The sequence below is a fragment of the Vibrio sp. Isolate22 genome, assembly GCF_022398115.1.
In the GTDB taxonomy this organism is placed as follows: domain Bacteria; phylum Pseudomonadota; class Gammaproteobacteria; order Enterobacterales; family Vibrionaceae; genus Vibrio.
Window position 1 is genome coordinate 35113 of sequence record NZ_JAKEUW010000017.1, and the last position, 20076, is coordinate 55188.

The 20076-nt window shown below is 45.2% G+C and carries 20 protein-coding genes and 1 tRNA gene; 5 read left to right on the forward strand and 16 right to left on the reverse strand.

Annotated features, from left to right (window positions below; genetic code table 11):
- Nucleotides 1-165: 165 nt before the first annotated feature.
- Together L1D55_RS12065 and L1D55_RS12070 are read right to left on the reverse strand one after the other, a co-directional pair.
- A complete protein-coding gene (locus tag L1D55_RS12065; protein WP_004737967.1) occupies nucleotides 166-429 on the reverse strand; it encodes a YfcL family protein in 264 nt (87 codons plus the stop codon).
- Between the two features lie 9 nt (nucleotides 430-438).
- Nucleotides 439-969: an elongation factor P hydroxylase gene (locus tag L1D55_RS12070; protein WP_239917578.1), complete on the reverse strand. Its 531-nt coding sequence runs from the start codon at nucleotides 967-969 to the stop codon at nucleotides 439-441.
- Nucleotides 970-1268: 299 nt separating this feature from the next.
- Between L1D55_RS12070 and L1D55_RS12075 the strand changes: the two genes are divergently transcribed.
- On the forward strand, nucleotides 1269-1892 hold the full coding sequence (locus L1D55_RS12075) for a trimeric intracellular cation channel family protein (RefSeq protein WP_061033724.1): 624 nt from the start codon (nucleotides 1269-1271) through the stop codon (nucleotides 1890-1892).
- Between the two features lie 72 nt (nucleotides 1893-1964).
- On the opposite strand, the gene aroC is transcribed toward L1D55_RS12075, so the two are convergent.
- Both aroC and L1D55_RS12085 read right to left on the reverse strand, forming a co-directional pair.
- Nucleotides 1965-3050 carry a chorismate synthase gene (aroC, locus tag L1D55_RS12080; protein ID WP_004737962.1) on the reverse strand — a complete coding sequence of 362 codons (1086 nt, stop codon included), beginning with the start codon at nucleotides 3048-3050 and terminating at the stop codon, nucleotides 1965-1967.
- 268 nt (nucleotides 3051-3318) lie between these two features.
- A tRNA-Arg gene (locus tag L1D55_RS12085) sits at nucleotides 3319-3395 on the reverse strand.
- A 211-nt stretch (nucleotides 3396-3606) separates the two neighbouring features.
- Between L1D55_RS12085 and folD the strand changes: the two genes are divergently transcribed.
- The gene (gene folD / locus L1D55_RS12090; protein ID WP_128159809.1) at nucleotides 3607-4464 is read left to right on the forward strand and encodes a bifunctional methylenetetrahydrofolate dehydrogenase/methenyltetrahydrofolate cyclohydrolase FolD; all 858 of its coding nucleotides are present in this window, start codon (nucleotides 3607-3609) and stop codon (nucleotides 4462-4464) included.
- 93 nt (nucleotides 4465-4557) lie between these two features.
- On the opposite strand, the gene L1D55_RS12095 is transcribed toward folD, so the two are convergent.
- The 5 genes from L1D55_RS12095 to L1D55_RS12115 form a co-directional block, all read right to left on the reverse strand.
- Entirely contained in the window at nucleotides 4558-6372 is a 1815-nt protein-coding gene (locus L1D55_RS12095; protein WP_239917579.1) for a sodium:proton antiporter, read from the reverse strand.
- Nucleotides 6373-6557: 185 nt separating this feature from the next.
- On the reverse strand, nucleotides 6558-7757 hold the full coding sequence (locus L1D55_RS12100; protein WP_102423742.1) for a NupC/NupG family nucleoside CNT transporter: 1200 nt from the start codon (nucleotides 7755-7757) through the stop codon (nucleotides 6558-6560).
- A 205-nt stretch (nucleotides 7758-7962) separates the two neighbouring features.
- Complete coding sequence (locus L1D55_RS12105; protein ID WP_080566522.1) at nucleotides 7963-8883, reverse strand: LysR family transcriptional regulator; 921 nt, start codon at nucleotides 8881-8883, stop codon at nucleotides 7963-7965.
- A gap of 152 nt (nucleotides 8884-9035) precedes the next feature.
- Entirely contained in the window at nucleotides 9036-10034 is a 999-nt protein-coding gene (locus L1D55_RS12110) for a lytic murein transglycosylase (protein WP_061033721.1), read from the reverse strand.
- Between the two features lie 30 nt (nucleotides 10035-10064).
- Nucleotides 10065-10355, reverse strand: coding sequence for a YcgL domain-containing protein (locus tag L1D55_RS12115; RefSeq protein WP_004737952.1), 291 nt, complete (start codon nucleotides 10353-10355; stop codon nucleotides 10065-10067).
- Nucleotides 10356-10575: 220 nt separating this feature from the next.
- Between L1D55_RS12115 and minC the strand changes: the two genes are divergently transcribed.
- From minC to minE, 3 genes are read left to right on the forward strand one after another with little or no spacing between them, the layout of a single operon-like run.
- Nucleotides 10576-11238 carry a septum site-determining protein MinC gene (gene minC, locus L1D55_RS12120; RefSeq protein ID WP_239917580.1) on the forward strand — a complete coding sequence of 221 codons (663 nt, stop codon included), beginning with the start codon at nucleotides 10576-10578 and terminating at the stop codon, nucleotides 11236-11238.
- 21 nt (nucleotides 11239-11259) lie between these two features.
- A complete protein-coding gene (gene minD / locus L1D55_RS12125) occupies nucleotides 11260-12072 on the forward strand; it encodes a septum site-determining protein MinD (protein ID WP_004737950.1) in 813 nt (270 codons plus the stop codon).
- 6 nt (nucleotides 12073-12078) lie between these two features.
- The gene (minE, locus tag L1D55_RS12130; protein WP_004737949.1) at nucleotides 12079-12342 is read left to right on the forward strand and encodes a cell division topological specificity factor MinE; all 264 of its coding nucleotides are present in this window, start codon (nucleotides 12079-12081) and stop codon (nucleotides 12340-12342) included.
- 86 nt (nucleotides 12343-12428) lie between these two features.
- Here minE and rnd read toward each other — a convergent pair whose 3' ends face one another.
- From rnd to L1D55_RS12165, 7 genes are all read right to left on the reverse strand, one after another.
- Nucleotides 12429-13547 (reverse strand): ribonuclease D, encoded by a 1119-nt coding sequence (gene rnd / locus L1D55_RS12135; protein WP_239917581.1) that lies wholly within the window; start codon nucleotides 13545-13547, stop codon nucleotides 12429-12431.
- A gap of 131 nt (nucleotides 13548-13678) precedes the next feature.
- The gene (gene fadD / locus L1D55_RS12140) at nucleotides 13679-15373 is read right to left on the reverse strand and encodes a long-chain-fatty-acid--CoA ligase FadD (RefSeq protein ID WP_102422976.1); all 1695 of its coding nucleotides are present in this window, start codon (nucleotides 15371-15373) and stop codon (nucleotides 13679-13681) included.
- Between the two features lie 105 nt (nucleotides 15374-15478).
- The gene (locus L1D55_RS12145) at nucleotides 15479-16330 is read right to left on the reverse strand and encodes an alpha/beta hydrolase (RefSeq protein WP_239917582.1); all 852 of its coding nucleotides are present in this window, start codon (nucleotides 16328-16330) and stop codon (nucleotides 15479-15481) included.
- 63 nt (nucleotides 16331-16393) lie between these two features.
- A complete protein-coding gene (locus L1D55_RS12150) occupies nucleotides 16394-16954 on the reverse strand; it encodes a Slp family lipoprotein (RefSeq protein ID WP_239917583.1) in 561 nt (186 codons plus the stop codon).
- A 35-nt stretch (nucleotides 16955-16989) separates the two neighbouring features.
- The gene (locus L1D55_RS12155) at nucleotides 16990-17295 is read right to left on the reverse strand and encodes a hypothetical protein (RefSeq protein WP_004737940.1); all 306 of its coding nucleotides are present in this window, start codon (nucleotides 17293-17295) and stop codon (nucleotides 16990-16992) included.
- Nucleotides 17296-17368: 73 nt separating this feature from the next.
- On the reverse strand, nucleotides 17369-18070 hold the full coding sequence (tsaB, locus tag L1D55_RS12160) for a tRNA (adenosine(37)-N6)-threonylcarbamoyltransferase complex dimerization subunit type 1 TsaB (RefSeq protein ID WP_004737938.1): 702 nt from the start codon (nucleotides 18068-18070) through the stop codon (nucleotides 17369-17371).
- A gap of 59 nt (nucleotides 18071-18129) precedes the next feature.
- The gene (locus L1D55_RS12165) at nucleotides 18130-20058 is read right to left on the reverse strand and encodes an ATP-dependent DNA helicase (RefSeq protein ID WP_239917584.1); all 1929 of its coding nucleotides are present in this window, start codon (nucleotides 20056-20058) and stop codon (nucleotides 18130-18132) included.
- Nucleotides 20059-20076: the final 18 nt, after the last annotated feature.

The following is a 20076-nucleotide window of genomic DNA, read 5'->3' on the forward strand; positions in this document are numbered from 1 at the left end:
CCTTTCTGTAATCTCGTTAAGTAGGATTAGAATAACGTAGTCAGAAAATGGAACCATCACAAGGATTGAACAGACTCATTCAAAAATTTCGAATGAGTCTCAAACTTCACTGCTCAGCAAAATGGAAAGGAAGGGACTGAGCAGACAATGATAAATAACCCGCGATTAAGCTTGGTTTTGCAGCTCAACCCAAAGGTCATTAACAATAGTGCGATCGGCTGGTGTAAGTTCAGAGCGAGCATCATCTAGGCTCTTCTCAATACGCGCTTTCACTTCTGCCAAATCCTCAATGCCTTCTTCTTCACATGAAGCCACTGAAAGAGAGATATGACCACGTAAGTAACCACCCGCAAACAGTTCGTCGTCTGATGCGTTTTCAATACGAGCATCAATTACTTCAAGTAGTTTTTCTTCAAATTCGATAATCATAATATTCTCTTATTTCACAATAAACTGGCTAGCACACAGAGGTTCTACATCGTAGAAGTCGCGCAACGCTTCGGAAAGCATTTTGACTCTTGGTGGAAGACCAACTTCAAGGATACCCACCACTTCTTTGTGTACTTTATGCATAAAGGCCAAACGATCTGGCTCAAAATCGCCGTGTAGATTGTCACAGCTAACATTAAAAGGAAAGCCTGCACTGGTTGCAATGATCCATTCATACGCTTGCGGGCGGATTTCTACCTTTTCAAACTCAGCTTGAACCGCTTCTGTTCGGCCATCTGGCTCATACCAATAACCAAAATCTTCCAATAGACGGCGCTCAGGGCCCGCTACACACCAGTGCGCGATCTCGTGCAATGCAGAGGCATAGAACCCGCGAGCAAACACGATACGATGGTGAGGAACCTGTTCATCAGCTGGCAGATAAATAGGCTCATCTTCACCCAATTCCAGTTTAGTATTGAAGCTCTCGAAAAAGGTTTGGTTGAAGATATTGATGATGTCTGGGTATTGGTGCGTCATAGAATCAAATTAAAGTAAAAAGAACAGGCGCATTTTGCGTTTTTTTACGCGCTCGGTAAAGCCCTATTAGGGGTAATGACATTAGCAATATCGTTATCCTACAGGTGGACAATCGATTGCAGCATCCAGATTACACCACTTTTAGGTGAATGATTAGTTTAGCTAATCTGAAATGCTTATTCACGGTACAAATATTCATTCGTCAATCGCCAGTTTTACTACTACACTCGCGCTTCATTTTTATATCTCCAAGGCCTATAAGACTCCAATTTATAGACCTAAATAATAGAGCTACAGCAATGCTACTAAGTGTTTTGTATATCATTGGCATCACGGCAGAAGCCATGACCGGCGCTCTCAGTGCTGGTAAACAAAAAATGGATTGGTTTGGTGTAATGTTGGTTGCCAGCGCAACGGCTATTGGCGGTGGTACAGTGCGAGACATCTTGCTTGGTCACTACCCGTTAGGTTGGGTTGAGAACCCTGAGTTTCTCGCGATTACTTGTGTGGCTGGCGTTGTCACAACAGGCCTAGCTAAGTGGGTTATTAAACTTAAAGGCTTGTTCATTCGTCTAGATGCACTGGGTCTGATTGTATTCAGTATCATTGGTACTAAAGTGGCGATGAACATGGGCCTTCATCCAATGATCTGCATGGTATCAGCACTGGTTACTGGCGTATTTGGTGGTTTGCTGCGTGATCTTATCTGTCGCCAAACACCTCTGGTGCTGCATGAAGAGCTTTACGCTTCTATCGCACTGATTGCTTCAGGCTTATACCTAGGCTTACTTGAGTTTGGCATTAACGATGTAACCGCAACGATTGTTACGCTTGTAGTTGGCTACTTGCTGCGCATGGCAGCGGTAAGATTCAAGTGGCGCTTGCCTTCATTCCAGCTTGATCCTGAAAGCTCTGTGCATTAATAGCAAATACCACTAGAAAACAAAAAGGGTTGCTCCAACAGGAAGCAACCCTTTTTTTCATTCACTCAATCGTTAGATTTGAGGAGTATTCGTCGTTACGCCATGGTTCTGACCACGATGACGCAATAGGTGATCGAGTAGAACAATCGCTAGCATCGCTTCTGCAATTGGCACCGCACGAATACCAACACATGGATCGTGACGACCTTTAGTGATTAGCTGCGTCGCTTCACCATCTTTAGTGATAGTGTCACCCGGTACCGTAATGCTTGATGTTGGCTTAAGCGCAATGCTTGCCACAATATCTTGGCCAGTAGAGATACCACCTAAAATACCGCCAGCATGGTTGCTAGTGAAGCCTTCTGGCGTTAATGGATCACGGTGTTCGCTACCGCGTTGATTAACCACATCAAAGCCATCACCAATCTCAACACCTTTAACAGCGTTAATGCTCATCAGCGCGTGCGCGATATCGGCATCAAGACGATCAAAGATCGGCTCACCAAGGCCTACCGGCACTTTAGTCGCGACCACTTGAATCTTCGCACCGATCGAGTTGCCTTCTTTTAGTAGGTCGCGAATCAGTTGGTCAAATTCAGGCACTTTATCTGCATCAGGGCAGAAGAAAGCGTTGTTTTCAATCTCGTTCCAATCCACTTTATCAATTGAGATGTCACCCATTTGAGAAAGATAAGCTTGGATTTCAACACCAAATTCTTGTTTTAGGTATTTCTTCGCAATCGCACCAGCTGCAACACGCATTGCTGTTTCACGAGCTGAAGAGCGACCACCACCACGGTAATCACGCACACCGTACTTTTGATGGTACGTGTAATCAGCATGGCCTGGGCGGAATTTGTCTTTAATTTCGGAATAGTCTTTAGAGCGTTGGTCTGTATTTTCAATCAATAGACCAATAGAAGTACCCGTAGTTTGGCCTTCAAATACACCTGATAAAATCTTTACTTCATCCGCTTCACGGCGAGCCGTTGTATAACGAGAAGTACCAGGGCGACGACGATCCAAATCTTTTTGAAGGTCTGCTTCGGTAATTTCTAATCCTGGTGGGCACCCATCTACGATACATCCTAGTGCGATACCGTGACTTTCTCCGAACGTGGTCACGCGGAAATGTTGTCCGATACTGTTTCCTGCCATTACTTCCTCTAAATCAGCCATCAGCAGAAGGTTTGATTCTAAAACCCGCTGGTGAACAGCTTTACTTGTCTATTCTTCGTAAATTCATAGTGGCTTTATTACTAAATGATGTAAACCCCAAAAAAGGAACAATTTTAACTTTCTATTACATGAGCCGAACGAAATGAATAAGAGAAGGAAATAACTGGAGCTTTAAAAGAAGTGTTTTATGATGGATGAAATGCAAAAAACCCGACAACTCAGAGAGCTATCGGGTTTCTTTAAATAATGGCACGCCCTGAAGGATTCGAACCTTCGACCACATCCTTAGAAGGGACGTGCTCTATCCAGCTGAGCTAAGGGCGCGCTACAGGAAAGAATTATACGAATTCGAACCATGAAAGCAACGGCTTTATGTAACATTCTGATCTAAGTGAGTAAAAAAAGGGCAACAAACATATAAGTGTTGGAAAATAGAGCAAAGCAATCGTTTGCTTGATGGTAATCAAAAAGATTTTCTGGAATAATGCGCCAAAAACATCAGCCACTAACTTGAATATCAATACTAAGGAAATTCATGACTGCTCAAAATATTGATGGAAAGCTAATTTCTCAAACGGTTCGCTCCGAAGTTGCTGCGCGTGTAAAAGCTCGTACTGAAGCTGGATTACGCGCTCCGGGCCTAGCGGTTGTTTTAGTGGGTGAAGACCCTGCTTCTCAGGTTTACGTTGGTAGTAAGCGTAAAGCGTGTGAAGAAGTTGGCTTCGTATCTAAATCTTACGATTTGCCAGCCACTGCAACAGAAGATGAACTGTTAAACCTAGTAGACCAACTGAACCTAGATCCAGAGATCGACGGTATTCTGGTTCAACTGCCTCTACCTGCTGGCATCGATAGCACTCACGTTCTTGAGCGCATCACACCAGAAAAAGACGTTGATGGCTTCCACCCATACAATGTCGGCCGTTTGGCTCAGCGTATGCCTAAGCTTCGCTCTTGTACGCCAAAAGGTATCATCACCCTGCTTGACCGTTACAACATCGATTTACGTGGCAAACACGCAGTTGTTGTTGGTGCTTCAAACATCGTAGGTCGCCCAATGACCCTAGAACTGCTTCTAGCAGGTTGTACAACGACGACATGTCACCGTTTTACTAAAGACCTTGAAGGCCACGTACGTCAAGCAGACGTTGTTGTGGTTGCGGTAGGTAAGCCGAACTTCATTCCTGGTGCATGGATTAAGAAAGGTGCAGTTGTGGTCGATGTTGGTATCAACCGTTTAGATTCTGGCAAGCTAGTCGGTGACGTTGAATACGATGTCGCGAAAGAGAGCGCAAGCTTCATCACACCTGTACCGGGTGGTGTAGGTCCAATGACAGTAGCGAGCCTAATCGAGAACACAATGATCGCTTGTGAGCAATTTCACTCGAAGTAATCTGCGAACGACAAACCTGTCAACGACAGTATAAATAGAATTAGAAAGCCGCAGCGTGATATACGCTGCGGCTTTTTTAATAAAGAGCACTTACTACTTGTATGGAGTCTCGACTTTCTCGACCTGTTCTGAAGGTGGCAACAAACTGATGATCTCACACTCTGTCGATATCAGCTTTTCTAAATCAGCCCCTTGAGTAATTAAACGGAAGTCCCCGTCATTGATGACTCCAAGCAAAATCGCTTTAGGATAAAGCGCGTTAAACTCATTCAGATCAAATGCCTCTGTCAGCCCTGTACTCTTAATTTGGCTACCTTGTGCCATTAATGAGTTGAGCTTGGAGTAGGTCACGCCTTCCTCAAATAGACTTCGGTTGCCATCTCGACTCACTTGGTGTCTCTCGTGCTTGCTTTCTGGTGACTCAAGCTCAAAAACCTTATTGGCACCAAACTCGTCTTGATAATGCATGCTGACTAACGGGTTAGTTTGGCGATAAGGTGAGACAATCATCGCTCGACCTATCCCATCGAGCTCCAAATTGTTTTCCGCATGACTAGAAGCTGGGTTACCAAAGTAGACATTCAAGCTATCCATGCGCGCCAACCGAATGCTCTCCCAGTTGGTATCTGCAAGCACACTATTGATGTTATGAGTTGCGAGCACCTTGGCAAACTGTCTTGCGAAGTGGGTGGCACCGAAGAAGATAACCCCTTGCGCTTTCTCTTGAGTGACACCGAGCCTTCTCGCCCACCAGCTTGCAGTTAAACTCTGAATAACAACCGTGCCGATAATGACCAAGAACACCATAGGCACCAACAGGCCTGCGCCCTCGATCAATTGCTTCTCTTGAAGTTTGATCGCAAACAGAGAAGAAACCGCTGCCGCCACGATCCCGCGTGGTGCCATCCAACTTAAAAACCATTTATCTGCAGAACTAAGATCCGTGCCGATCCCGCTGATCCACACACTTAACGGGCGAGCAACCAGCATAACCACCGCTAATAACCCTATACCGCCCCAACCTATCGACAAAAACGCGCCTGAATCGAGCCGACTGGCTAACAAAATAAACAACGCCGAAATGAGCAGCACAGTCAGAGTTTCTTTGAATTCGATGATGTCTTCGATATCCAAGCCTTTCACATTGGCAAGCCAAATCCCCATGATGGTCACGGTTAACAAGCCCGACTCTTCACTCAGGTCATTAGAGAAGGAGAAGGCCGCCAACATTAATGTCAGCACTGCTACATTACGCAGATAGTGTGGCACCCAATGCCCTTGCAGCATCTTGGCAATCAAATGGCCACCGATGATCCCTAAGCCTAAACCAATAGCCAGAGTCAGCCCAAGCGCTGACAACACATGACCGGTAGGGTCAGCAGAAGAGACAATATATTCATAAACCAGAACGGCAAACAGAGCGCCAATGGGATCAATCACAATCCCTTCCCATCGTAAAATGCTGCCAAGAGAAGCTTTGGGCTGAATACTACGCAGCATGGGCACAATTACTGTCGGCCCCGTCACCACCACCAAGGCACCGAATAGCGCCGCTAATGGCCAACTAAAGTTAACAAAGTAGTAAGCACCGACCACAATACACGCCCATGTAATCAGCATGCCGACACTTACTAGATGAGTCACCATACGACCATGGCCTCTGATCTCCTTGAAGTTAAGAGTCAATGCGCCTTCAAACAGAATGATAGCAACACCTAGTGAAATTAGTGGGAATAGAACATCACCGAAAATAACATCTGGGTTAAGGACATTTAAGCCGGGACCCAATAACAGGCCGACGATAAGAAGAGGGAGAATAGCGGGAAGGCGCAAACGCCAGCCAAGCAACTGACAAGCTAAAGACAAGAGTCCAATTAACGCCAAAGAAGAAGTAATCGACAAATCCATTTATGCCCCTAAATAATTGGTGCCACACCCTGTGGTCCAAATCTGTTTACTGAAACAAGAAAGCCTACGTCATTAAACTATAGGCTCTCTTTTTCATACTAACCGAATATTATTGTGATTAATCAGTCACTTTACTATAGGGGAAATAAAGTGACTGACTCGTTCACTCGGTACTTATCATCTAGCTAGAGTGAAAGTACCACGCCAGCGATCGCTGCACTCATTAGGTTAGCAAACACACCTGCACAAATCGCTTTAAAGCCGTATTGTGAGATGAAAGAGCGACGCTCTGGTACCAAGCTACCTAGACCACCAATCAAAATCGCCATTGTTGAAATGTTAGCAAAGCCACACAGTGCGAAGGTAACGATCGCTTGTGAGTGCTCGCTTAGTACCTCTTTAGCATCCATTAACTGGATGAAAGCGACAAATTCGTTCACAACAATCTTGTTACCGATCAGTGAACCTGCCACAACAGCTTCAGACCACGGCACACCGATCAGCCATGCAACGGGTGCGAACACATAACCTAGGAGAAGTTCGAAGCTTAGGTTTACGCCAAACCAACCACCAACAATACCTAGCAAGCCATTCAGCATTGCAATCACACTGATAAAGGCAAGAAGTGTCGCACCCACCGCAACGGCAATACGAAGTCCAGACATAGCCCCATCTGCCATTGCCTCAACTACGTTTGTTGCTCGTGGAATTTCAACATCAGACTCAATGTTTTCTTGAACATCGTCAGCACTGCCAGGCACTAGGATTTTAGCCATTAACAGACCTGCCGGTGCAGACATAAATGCCGCGGCAATCAGGTAGTTTAGGTCTACACCTAGCGATGCATAACCAACAAGCGTGCCACCCGCTACAGACGCCAAACCACACACCATCACTGCGAACAGTTGCGAGTCCGTCATATGTTTCAAGTAAGGCTTAACCACCAATGGTGCTTCAATCATGCCAACGAAGATATTTGCAGTTGCAGACAGTGATTCAGCACGGCCTGTGCCCAAGAACTTCTGCAGCGCACCACCGATAAGGTTGATCACTTTTGGCATAAAGCCGATGTGGTACAAACCAGAGATAAGCGCCGAGAAAAAGATAATGATGCCCAGAACATTAATCGCGAAAACGAAACCGTTGTTCGTAAGGCCACCAAATAGGAAGTTAATCCCTTCTTGACCGTAGTTGATCAAGCTAGATACCGCACCTGTGGCTGCATTCAACGCTTCTTTACCCATTGGTACATACAGAACCAATAGCGCGAATGAGATTTGTAGTAAGAAAGCCAAAGAGACTGTTCTTAGTGGAATATTTTTTCTGTCCGTAGATAGTAACCAAGCGGCAACTAAAATAGTAATAATTCCAAGTAGCGAAGCCATGTGCGTCAACCTAAAAGTTGTAGTTAGGAAAGGCGACGCATTCTATAGAGGAAATCGTTTGCGGCAAGCGGCGGTTGTTAATGTGATGTTGGGGTAATCACCTTTGAGTAATGGTTTTAATTAAGTCATTGAATTTTAATAATTAACTTTGATTAAAAAGCACACTTTTTCCATATGGAAATTATATTTATAGATTTGGAAACAGTTAACGATGCAGTTCAACGCACGTTTTTAGGTTTTCATCCCAGTACGTCGGCGATCCAATATGATCTTTGATGAACTCAATCACCGCAGAAAGCTTCTTCGGCATGTTCTTTCGACTCGGATATACAGCATAGAACGGCATCAGCTGACTCGCTCTCCATTCCGGCAAAACTTGGATTAACTTGCCCGTTCTGAACTCTTCCTTCACTAAGTAAGTGGCTAAGTAAGCCACGCCCCACCCTGATACCGCAGCGTCTCGAACGGCCTCAGCTAAATCCACCGAGTAATCCCCAGCTACTTTTACACTGAGGTTCTCTTGCCCATTATCGAACGCCCACGACGTGTAGTCTCGCTCTCGGCTACGATAGATAAGGCAGTTGTGGTCAATCAGATCCGACGGTACGTGCGGTGTCCCGGCTTTAATCAGGTAATCAGGCGATGCGGCTACCACAAACTGACTATCTGCTAATCGCTGCGCAATGTACCCTTCAGGTAAGTCTTCGTTATTGGTGATCCAAAGATCCAGACGCTCTTCAATCATGTCCACTTTGTAATCGAACAGGTGGACTTCGATTCTCAACTGAGGATACAACTGCCTGAGCTCATCTATCGCAGGAATAATATGTAAGGTGCCAAATGACTGCGACAGCCCAACACGCAGTATTCCAGAGATATCGTCACGCTGGCTATCCATATCCATTTGAGCCGCTTTTACCGTGTTAAACAGTTGCTCACAGTGCTGATAGAAGACTTCCCCTGCTTCCGTTAGCGTGAGGCTACGTGTGGTGCGTTGTACCAATTTGATACCAATAGAGTCTTCAAGCAAAGCAACTTGTTTACTGATATGAGACACCGAGACGTTCAAGCTTTTCGCAGCACTAGTAAAGCCATCGTGCTTAATTAATGCATGGAATATCACCATCTGTGCAGCTCTATCTGTTAGCACAAGACCACCTTCTTAAAACTCTAAAATATAAAATCAAAAAGGACTCCGAAGAGTCCTTTAGTTCGTTCTGCCTATGGTAGGCCAAATGCCATCAAAGCAAGCTCTACCAATGAATATAATTAGGTCTACTAATCAAACTTGATTCTGTCTGCTAGATGACTAACAGCCAAAGCAAAGTAGTAAGAACGATTCCACTTCATTAACACATTGTAGTTATTGTAAACGAGGTAAGAACGGCCCGCTTCGTCATCTGGCATGATTAACCAAGCTTTAATGTCTTCATCAAGGTTTGGCAGTGGACGGTCGTCATAACGCTTAATACCCAGTTCAGACCACTCTTTTAGGTATTTCGCTTTGTCTTCAGAGCGTCCTTGTAAATCAATAGACACCGTTGACGGTACGTGAACCTGGCGGCCCCAAGTGTACTTATCATCCCAACCGGATTGGCTCAGATAATTCGCCGCCGAGGCAAATACATCTTCTTCCGTACCCCAGATATCTTTCTTACCATCGCCATTGCCATCAGCGGCATACGCTAAGAATGAGCTAGGCATAAACTGAGGTTGGCCCATAGCACCAGCCCAAGAGCCTTTCATCTCTTTCGGGGTGATATGTCCTTGGTCAAGAATAGTCAACGCCGCCATCGCTTCACTGCGGAAAAACGCTTCTCTGCGCCCTTCGTAAGCCATCGTAGTTAAAGCATCGATAACGCTGTAATTACCGGTGAATTTACCGAAATTACTCTCAACGCCCCATAAAGCGACAATGAATCGAGGCTGAACGCCATATTCATCACCAATGCGCTTTAAGGCTTTGTAATGCTTCTTATACAGTGATCTTGCTTGCTTCACTTTCCAATCTGGCACTGCTCGTGGAATGTACTCATCCAGAGTCAGTTTCTTTTCAGGTTGGTTTTTATCCGCTTTGACCGCTCTTGGCTTAAACGTCACACCATCAAAGGCTTCATCAATGATCGCTTCAGAAATGCCTTCTTCACGGCCTTGTTGCTTTAGTTTTTCTACATATTGCTCGAAACTCAGTTCTTGAGCCTGTACTGAACCAATGGTCAGGCTATTACCTAAAAGTAATGCCGACACCGCCAATATGCTTTTCGAAAATTTACTCAACGATCACTCCTCCCTGAATTGAGATAGTTATCACTCTTCGTCTTGATTGTTTTGCTGAGCTTTGCGCTCTTTGTACAGCTCAAGTTCGTTTACTGGTGGAGGCGGAACCTGCAAAAAGAAACCATCGGTGTTCAGTGATTCTCTCACTTTATCGATGTTCACTTGAGCCAGTTTGCGACCATCCATTTTAATTACCATTACAAAACTAGGTTTACCAAACATTTGCATCAATGCGTCAGGAACTTGTGAAAAATCATCCTTCTTAGGGATATAAAGGTATGTTCCTTCTTTCTTTGAGCTTTTATATATAGAACACAGCATGACAAACCTTTTTAATTGATTATGACTACAAAACTCTCACTTGCGAGATCAATAGTTTATGTTAGGGAAATATTGGGAACAAAACGTTCATTTGACAACAAGATTACTTGCTGTGCTTGGTCTGGGAATATAACATGATAAACCTAGTTTCAGGCAATGCCCTTTATTTTATTAATAAAGAAATTGTACCAATTCGCTATTGAGGTCCTGTAGTTTTTCGATGTCTAGTAATCCAGATCTAAAAGGTAGCAGCTTTACGCTATCTGTTTTGCACTTATCCGATGAGCAAGTCGAAAATGCAGTCTCTTTTCTTCAAGAGAAGGTAGACCAAGCACCCACTTTTTTTGCTGCCGCACCTGTGGTTATCAACATCAGCAAAGTGGCTGGCGATATCGACTTCGTAAAGCTAAAAGATGGTATCTCTCAAGCGGGGATGATTCCGGTTGGCGTCGCTGGCTGTTCTGACAAACGCATGCAGAACCTTGCTAGAGAGGCAGGCTTTGCGGTCATGACGGCAAGTAAATCACCATCGCAAGCACCTGCAAAAATAGCACCGATTAAAGTAATTAGAACCCCGATTCGTTCTGGGCAACAGGTATACGCAAAAGATGGCGACCTATTAATCCTAAGCCACGTAAGTGCAGGTGCGGAAGTAATTGCCGACGGCAGCATCCATATTCATGGTACATTGCGCGGCCGTGCGATTGCCGGTGCAAGTGGTCAAACTGAAGCAAAAATAATTTGTAATGATTTACAAGCCGAGCTGGTTTCTATTGCAGGAAATTACTGGCTCAGCGATCAAATTGAAAGCGAGTACTGGCAGAAGAAAACCATGTTCAGTATGGCAAACGATGTATTACACGTTGACGTCCTCGCAATATAAGAGAAATAAAAGGAAAAAATAATGGCACGCATTATCGTTGTAACGTCAGGTAAAGGCGGGGTAGGCAAAACGACCTCTAGTGCAGCTATTGCCTCAGGTCTGGCTTTAAAAGGGAAGAAAACCGCAGTTATCGACTTTGATATCGGTCTGCGTAACCTTGATTTAATTATGGGTTGTGAGCGTCGTGTTGTTTACGATTTCGTTAACGTTATCAATGGTGAAGCAACGCTTAACCAAGCGATGATCAAAGACAAGCGCACAGACAACCTATTTATTCTTCCAGCTTCTCAAACACGTGATAAAGATGCACTGACTAAAGATGGTGTTCGTCGCGTATTTGATGAACTGGATGAGATGGGCTTTGACTTCATCATCTGTGATTCACCTGCGGGTATCGAACAAGGCGCTCTAATGGCGTTGTACTTTGCTGATGAAGCGATTGTAACAACTAACCCAGAAGTCTCTTCTGTACGCGACTCAGACCGTATTCTAGGCATTCTTGACTCTAAATCTCGTCGTTCAGAAGAGGGCTTAGAGCCAGTGAAAACTCACCTTCTACTGACTCGCTACAACCCTGCTCGTGTAAATCAAGGCGAGATGCTAAGCGTACAAGATGTAGAAGAGATTCTGCACATTTCGCTGCTGGGTGTAATCCCAGAAAGCCAAGCGGTACTGAACGCATCGAACAAGGGTGTTCCAGTGATCTTTGACGAAGCAACCGATGCAGGTATGGCTTACAATGATACTGTAGAGCGACTGCTAGGTAGCCAAGTTGACTTCCGCTTCTTAACGGAACAGAAGAAAGGCATCTTCAAACGACTGTTCGGGGGCTAATACACAATGTCATTACTAGAGTTTTTCAGACCACAGAAGAAGACCACTGCAAACCTAGCCAAAGAGCGTTTGCAAATCATTGTTGCAGAACGACGCAGCCATGACGACCCAGCGCCGTCTTACCTGCCGCAACTAAAAGAAGACATCTTGAAGTGTATTGCTAAGTACGTAGAAGTAGACCCATCAATGGTTGACCTTACGTTCGAACACAAAGATGACGATATCTCAGTATTAGAGCTGAACGTTAAGCTGCCTGAAGACGATAAGTAATCATTACTATCTCGTCAGCAGATTAAATAAAAAAGAGAGCCTAGGCTCTCTTTTTTGTGTCTGCGTTTTGTTCTTAAACAATCTGGCTACTTGATTTCTTTATTCAGCCTCTCGCCAACCAGATCTAAACGCCAACCTTGCATCACATCCGGAAGTTTTTCTGGATTACGATCGTGTTTCCAAACCCAGCTCAACATTTGGTTTAGCTGTTTCTTCGATGCCAAAAATTCAGTTGTTAGGCCACTGTGTTGCGAAGCGGTTTTCACTTCATCTTTCAACACTTTAAATACTTGTTTATAGCCCGGGTAGTCCATTAGACGTTCAACTGGTGCTGGGTACTCTTCTTCTGGCGTGTGTTCCGCCAACTTAACGATTGAGCTGATCTTAGCGCCATGACGACGTACAGAGCGGAAATCAAAACCTTCTTCTTCCATACGCTTCGGATTCTTAATCGCAAAACGCGCGACAGCCCAAAGATCTTGTTCTTTAAAGATAAAGTTCAGTGCCAGATCGCGCTTAATCGCTTCTTTCAAACGCCATGTTGCAAGTGGTCTCAAGATAGCAAGTTGCTGTGGCTTAAGTTGCCATGCACCTTTGATATCAAGGTAAGCCGTATCTGGGTTTACTTTACGGATACGCTTCGCCACCTGTAGCTCAGACTCTTGTTGCGCCGCTTCCCACCAGCCCGCTTCCATCACTTTCTCAAGAAGCTTATTGTACATAGGCATTAAGTAATGAACGTCTGCTGCCGCGTAGTCGAGCTGCTTTTGAGAAAGCGGACGCGCCAGCCAATCAGTGCGAGATTCACTCTTATCCAAATCCACACCAACAAACTCTGAAACCAAAGCAGCAAAGCCCGTTGATAAGCCATGCCCTAAGAACGCCGCCATGATTTGAGTATCGACCATTGGGGTTGGTGTACAATCAAATGCGTTCTGGAATACTTCTAAATCTTCACCGCATGCGTGTAGCACTTTCAGTACTGAAGCGTCTTTCAATAGCCCAACGAACGGTGTCATTTCATCAAGAGCAATAGGGTCAATCAGAGACAGCGTTTCGCCGTCAAATAACTGAATCAAGCCTAATTGAGGGTAATAGGTTCTTGTACGAACAAACTCCGTATCAAGCATAACGACATCGGCTTCACGTGCTTGTTGGCAAACTCGCTCAAGGTCTTTCAATTGGGTAATGATTTGATAATCCACAAAAACTCTCACTGGTTTCTATTTGATCGCCGGATACAAAAATGCCGACATTAACTGTCGGCATTCTAACACCATTTTACCATGCCCGCTTAGATTAAGCGTTTCAATGATTTCAGGCGAAACTGTGCTTGTTACTCACTTGCGCGTTTAGCAAGCTCAGCATCGTTCTCTTCACGTAGTACGCGACGTAAGATCTTACCTACGTTGGTCTTTGGAAGATCTTCTCTAAACTCAACCAGTTTAGGCACTTTGTAACCTGTTAGGTGTTCACGACAGTGCGCGATAATGTCTTCTTTGGTTAGGCTAGGATCACGCTTAACCACGTAGATCTTAACCAGTTCACCAGACACTTCGTGAGGTTGGCCAATCGCTGCTACTTCTAGCACTTGGCCATGCAGTGCAACGACATCTTCAATCTCATTCGGATAAACGTTAAAGCCAGACACTAGAATCATGTCTTTCTTACGGTCAACGATGTGCAGTAAGCCTTCGTCATCAAACTTAACGATGTCACCCGTCGATAACCAACCGTCTTGGTCAATCACTTCTTTGGTCGCTTCTGGACGTTGCCAGTAACCTTGCATCACTTGAGGACCACGAACTTGCAGCTCACCTACTTGGTCATTCGCAACCACGTTACCTTCATCGTCAATGATACGAACATCGGTTGACGGTACCGGTAAACCGATAGCACCCGTGTAATCTTTTAGGTCATATGGGTTACCTGTTACCAGCGGTGAACACTCGGTTAAACCATAACCTTCTAACAGGTGGATACCTGTCACTTTCTTCCATTGTTCAGCAACAGCGCGTTGAACCGCCATACCACCACCAACAGATAGGCGTAGGTTACTGAAGTCTAATTCATGGAAGTCTTCGTTATTTACTAACGCATTAAACAGTGTGTTTACACCGGTAATTGCGGTAAACGGAACCTTTTGCAGCTCTTTGATGAAGCCAGGAATATCACGAGGGTTAGTGATAAGAAGGTTACGACCACCCATTTCTACGAACAGCAAGCAGTTTACTGTCAGTGCAAATACGTGATATAGCGGCAATGCTGTTACCACTAACTCTCGGCCTTCATGCAGAACCGGACCATACGCCCCTTTCGCTTGAAGTACGTTCGCGATCATATTGCGATGCGTTAGGATTGCACCCTTCGCAACACCCGTAGTACCACCAGTGTACTGAAGGAATGCAATATCATCCCCAGTCATAAATGGTTTTACATACTGAAGGCGACGACCTTTATGCAGCGCTTTTCTGAACGAGATAGCACCCGGTAGATCATACTTAGGCACCATACCTTTCACGTATTTCACGACGAAATCGACAATAGTACCTTTTGCACGAGGTAGCATTTGACCAAGACTAGTCAGTACTACGTGCTTCACAGGAGTGTTGTCGACCACTTTCTCAAGCGTACTCGCGAAATTCGAAACGATAACAATCGCCTTTGCACCTGAATCGTTCAGTTGGTGCTCTAGCTCACGAGGTGTGTACAGTGGGTTGACGTTCACTGCAATCATACCAGCGCGCAATACACCAAAGAGTGCAATTGGGTATTGCAGCAAGTTTGGCATCATCAGTGCAACGCGATCGCCCTTCTTGAGCTTCAAATCATTCTGCAGGTAAGCAGCAAAAGCACGGCTGCGCTCTTCAAGCTTACGGAATGTCATGACTGAGCCCATGTTCTCAAAAGCAGGTTGGTCTGCGTATTTCTGTACAGACTGCTCGAACATTTCGATAAGAGATGGGTATTGATCTGGGTTGATCGTTTCTGGTACGTCACTTGGATAACGTGAAAGCCAAGGTTTATCCACTATGTTACTCCTCGTTTATCAGCTGACGACTGCTTCGCCGCTTTTATCATTACGGTATTACAGCACAGCTTTAGTGCATGAGCACTAAAAGGCTCAAACACTTGTTTAAATTTTGTTAACTAAACCAAGAATTAGCTCTGAAACTAGCTCTGGGCTCTCTAAATGACAGTGATGTCCGCCGGGAACAGTCTCGATTTTTAGAGGACTATGGGCTGATTTGTAGCGATTATGCTGCAAATGTCTAAATCCATCATTGCCTAATATTATGAGTTGAGGGCATTCAATAGCCGCCATAATCGCTTCTGCGTGCGCCTGTGACATTCGGTATAACGAGTCACATTTTAGATTAGGGTCGCATCGCCATTGCCAGGAGTCGTCTAACTCGGCAATCCCTCGCTCTACAATAGGAGCAATGAGTTCTGCATTGATTTGATTGGCGTGTGCTCTCAGCTTAATAGCATCCTCTAGGCTTGCTAGAGGGCGTGAAGGCTTTCTCCGCTGTCGAAGACGACTGAGTACCCCATCTCTTAGACGAGAGACCGTTTCTTGGGGAGCTTCAGAAAGAGGTCCGTGACCTTCAATTTGAATTAATCCTGACACCTTTTCAGGAAAGGCGGCACTATAGCAACTTGCTATCAATGCACCAAGTGAATGTCCTACTAGTACCAGTCTGTTTGACGATAATTTAGTCACAAGTTGATGTAAATCATCTATATAGTCATGAAATGGGTAATAACTTCCCGGCTTGTGCGAGGACAAACCGTGACCAAAGAGGTCAATCGCAATCAGATGACAGTCAGGGAGTCTGGTTTGTAGGTTGGTAATCACAGAAGAAAAACTCGCAGAGTTATCTAACCACCCATGAATAAAAACGACCGTCGTGACGGTCGTTTCTGGGTTACCTATCTGTTGTGTGGCAAGCGTCCCGCTCGCAAGGGAATATGATTTATCAATCATCAAGCTTTAGTAACCTCTAATCCTTGCTTGGTGTAGCAATCAACATCTAATAACTAGCGTTAATTACTCGACATCCTGTATAACTCTGCCTTGTCTTGGCATTGTTTGAAAACTGCGGCAATGTAAGCTTCTGCACGAATAGTAGGTTGGTCCGAAATCGTTAACAACGACACGCTCCGTAATGTTCCACAGACGTTGGTTATCTACCTTCATCACCGGGAAGGTGTAAGGGTACTCACCGATTTTGCCATCTTCACTACCGTCTGATTGACCAACTAGCGTAATCAAACGACCTTCAGCAAAGCTTAACGGCTCAACGTATCCTTCAATATAACCAACAAAGCGCCCACTCGGCTCTGCATCGAGATCTGGCTTACCATTGCTTGAAATTGGCATGTTAGCAACTTCAATTCGAGTTCTGTCTTTTTGGTTGGTCACTTTAGAAATCACGCCACCTAACCGAACACTTTTAGCGTCTGGTAATTGGTCAACCCATTGTTGGTAGTCGCTGATAACAGGCTCTGATTTTGCTTCGAGTTCACTAGGTAATGATGAACACCCTGCTAGCACCAAGATACCAAGAGAAAAGGCAATTAAGCGTATTTTAGATAAGTAATTAGACATGGTTCTGGTCCTTAAACAGGCATTAATAAATCGCTTCAGATGTAAATATCGACACCGATAAGCTTTGCAAGTTCTTCTTTTTTCGCCTGGTTCATTACATCCATGTATTCTTCCATAGCCTTACGTCCTCGGCCTTCTGGAAGATCATACTGGATTTGAGCCTTGTGTAGCTCAGACTCTTTGACTTGACGAATAGAATGAGAGACAGCATTGGCTACTTTGGTTGGTTGCCCAACCGCAGTGCTAGCATCAGATTTTTTTGCCTGCTCCTTCTTTTTAACTCGATTCGGCTTAGACGTATTGCCTATCGATGAAGGAGGTAAGTTATTAATTGATACCATGACTAAATATCTGCCCTCTCAAATCTAAATAATACGCATTTAGATCTAATTTGCATCAGAACCTTGTAAAAAATTACTCGCGACCTGGTAGCTTCTTCCACGTCACTTTATCACGCAGATATACTGGCTCAGATTCTTCAGCTGGCACGGCTTTGCCTTCTGCATAAGCAAATTGAGCCAGGAACGCCATATCTTGAGCTTCTGGGAATAGCACTTCACACGCTTTGGTGTTGATCGCTAGTGTATCCATATGCTCTGCGTAAGCTTCCCAACCGGTACCCACTTTTGCCCATGTTTCTGAGTCTGCTTCAAGCTGCGCAGCCAATTCACTTGGCGGTGTTACACATTCAGCATCAACCGCAGTCCAACGACCGTCTTGTTCACGGCTGTAGCGAGCCCAGTACACTTCACTCATACGCGCATCAATCGCTGTCGCAACATGAGTTTCACCAAATTTACGGTAGCTGCCTTGCGCCATTGCAGCCAGTGTAGAGACACCGATCATTGGTAAATCCGCACCAAAAGCCAAGCCTTGAGCAATACCAATACCAATACGTACACCCGTGAAACTGCCTGGACCTTGACCAAACGCGATAGCATCAATATCGGTTAAAGCGACATTCGCTTCTTTCAGTACTTCATCAACCATAGGTAGAATTTTTTTCGTATGGTCTCGAGGTGCCTCTTCGCTGCGAGCGAACACCTGGTCACCAATTACTAATGCAACTGAACAGTTTTCAGTTGCGGTATCTACTGCAAGAATTTTCGCGCTCATTTGTGTCTCAAATATTCGTTATCTAATCTAAAAATAATGGCTAAACTCAACAATGCCAGTTACTCGGCAGCGGTTGAATGGTCTTTAGCTAAGAATTCTTTAATGACCCCTAAGTCACGAGTACGAGGGATAGGCGGTAAACTCGCCAAAAAGATGCCACCGTAATCGCGAGTCACCAATCGGTTATCGCAAATAATCAAAGCACCATTGTCACGCTTATCACGTATCAATCGGCCCACACCTTGTTTCAAGGTAATCACGGCATCTGGCAATTGTACCTGTGCAAAAGGGTCGCCCCCTTTTAACTTACAGTCCTCAATGCGAGCCTTAAGTAAAGGGTCATCAGGGGCTGTAAAGGGCAATTTATCGATGATAACACAGCTTAATGCATCGCCCCTAACATCTATACCCTCCCAGAAAGCGCCTGTTGCCACCAGCAAGGCATTGCCCAACTCCATAAACTCGGCCAAGGTTTTTTGCTTGCTTGTCTCACCTTGCAATAGCACCGGCACAGTCAAGGTTTCACGGAATCGCTCCCCTAACTCTTTCATCATGCTGTGTGAAGTGCACAAGAAGAAACAACGACCTTGGTTTTGCTCAATCACAGGAGTCAGCATACGAACCAGCTTATCGGCTAAGCCCGGGCTGTTCGGTTCTGGAAGATAACGAGGCACACACAAACGCGCTTGATTCGGATAATCGAATGGGCTCGGCAGTGAAAACTGAGCCGAGGGCTTTAAACCTAGTCGTGAAGTGAAGTGGTCGAAGTCGTCCGATACCGCCAAGGTTGCTGAGGTAAACACCCAAGCGCCCGGCTTCAGCTCAATCTGCTCGTGAAATTTGTCAGCCACTGAAAGCGGCGTAATGTGCAAAGCAAAGTGGCGCGGTGTTGTGTCATACCAATAGGAGTAACCCGTAATCGACACATCGCATACACGCTCAATACGTGACTTAATCATGTTGGCACGATCGAAAGCGGTATCCAATAGTTGGCTTCGCCCGAGTGCTAATTTCAATACATCTACAGCCAGTTGCAATGCGTCTTGCAAGCGAACTAACTCTCTAGCGATCGACTCTGATTTTAGCGCCTCGCGCCAGTTGCCACGAAAACCGGTATCGCCCAGCACGATTCTTAAATCAGATGAGGACTGAACGAGCCTGTCACCGACCTTTTGCAGTTGGCGCATATCTTTCGCTTCGGTGCGATAGCCAATTTCAATGTCTTTGGCAAGTTCGTGCATTTGTCGACTTGATACAGACTGGCCAAAATATTGGCTAGCAATGTCGGGAAGTTGATGCGCCTCATCGAAGATAAATACATCTGCCTCTGGGATGAGCTCACCGAATCCGGTCTCTTTAATCGCGAGATCGGCTAGGAAAAGGTGATGGTTCACTACGACCACATCGGAATCCATCGCTTTTTTACGCGCTTTCAATACAAAGCAATCGGTATAACTTGGACACTCTTTGCCCAAGCAATTGTCGTTGGTCGAGGTAATCGTTGGGATTACAGGGCTATCTTCCGCAATATCATCGCAATCACCCAAATCACCGGTTTGCGTGGATGACGACCAGCTACGAACTTTGACTAACTGAGCAAGCAGCGTTGGATCCGTATGAGTGCCATGACTTTCGATCATTTGGCGGCTCAACCTATCCAAACACAAATAGTTTGAACGCCCCTTGAGCAGCGCAACTTGACCATGAAAACCAAGGGCATCAGTCATTAAAGGCAGATCACGGTGGAACAGCTGTTCTTGAAGGTTTTTAGACCCCGTACTAATGATGGTTTTCTTACCACTAAGCAGTGCCGGCACCAGATAAGCAAATGTCTTACCGGTACCCGTCCCTCCTTCAACTACCAATTGGCTCTGTTGCTGAATGGCCTGTGAAACTGCTTCAGCCATGTCTAACTGAGCTTGTCTTGGTTGAAAGCCCGGGATTGCTTTACCCAATGCGCCATCAGCAGAAAACGTTTTAGATATCATAGAGTACGAAGTTTAGAA

Bases quoted from the DNA above. Each gene is read 5' to 3' on its own strand.
- L1D55_RS12065 (WP_004737967.1), bottom strand. From the start codon at position 429: ATGATTATCGAATTTGAAGAAAAACTACTTGAAGTAATTGATGCTCGT.
- L1D55_RS12070 (WP_239917578.1), bottom strand. From the start codon at position 969: ATGACGCACCAATACCCAGACATCATCAATATCTTCAACCAAACCTTT.
- L1D55_RS12075 (WP_061033724.1), top strand. From the start codon at position 1,269: ATGCTACTAAGTGTTTTGTATATCATTGGCATCACGGCAGAAGCCATG.
- aroC (WP_004737962.1), bottom strand. From the start codon at position 3,050: ATGGCAGGAAACAGTATCGGACAACATTTCCGCGTGACCACGTTCGGA.
- folD (WP_128159809.1), top strand. From the start codon at position 3,607: ATGACTGCTCAAAATATTGATGGAAAGCTAATTTCTCAAACGGTTCGC.
- L1D55_RS12095 (WP_239917579.1), bottom strand. From the start codon at position 6,372: ATGGATTTGTCGATTACTTCTTCTTTGGCGTTAATTGGACTCTTGTCT.
- L1D55_RS12100 (WP_102423742.1), bottom strand. From the start codon at position 7,757: ATGGCTTCGCTACTTGGAATTATTACTATTTTAGTTGCCGCTTGGTTA.
- L1D55_RS12105 (WP_080566522.1), bottom strand. From the start codon at position 8,883: ATGGTGATATTCCATGCATTAATTAAGCACGATGGCTTTACTAGTGCT.
- L1D55_RS12115 (WP_004737952.1), bottom strand. From the start codon at position 10,355: ATGCTGTGTTCTATATATAAAAGCTCAAAGAAAGAAGGAACATACCTT.
- minC (WP_239917580.1), top strand. From the start codon at position 10,576: ATGTCTAGTAATCCAGATCTAAAAGGTAGCAGCTTTACGCTATCTGTT.
- minD (WP_004737950.1), top strand. From the start codon at position 11,260: ATGGCACGCATTATCGTTGTAACGTCAGGTAAAGGCGGGGTAGGCAAA.
- minE (WP_004737949.1), top strand. From the start codon at position 12,079: ATGTCATTACTAGAGTTTTTCAGACCACAGAAGAAGACCACTGCAAAC.
- L1D55_RS12145 (WP_239917582.1), bottom strand. From the start codon at position 16,330: ATGATTGATAAATCATATTCCCTTGCGAGCGGGACGCTTGCCACACAA.
- L1D55_RS12150 (WP_239917583.1), bottom strand. From the start codon at position 16,954: ATGTCTAATTACTTATCTAAAATACGCTTAATTGCCTTTTCTCTTGGT.
- L1D55_RS12155 (WP_004737940.1), bottom strand. From the start codon at position 17,295: ATGGTATCAATTAATAACTTACCTCCTTCATCGATAGGCAATACGTCT.
- tsaB (WP_004737938.1), bottom strand. From the start codon at position 18,070: ATGAGCGCGAAAATTCTTGCAGTAGATACCGCAACTGAAAACTGTTCA.
- L1D55_RS12165 (WP_239917584.1), bottom strand. From the start codon at position 20,058: ATGATATCTAAAACGTTTTCTGCTGATGGCGCATTGGGTAAAGCAATC.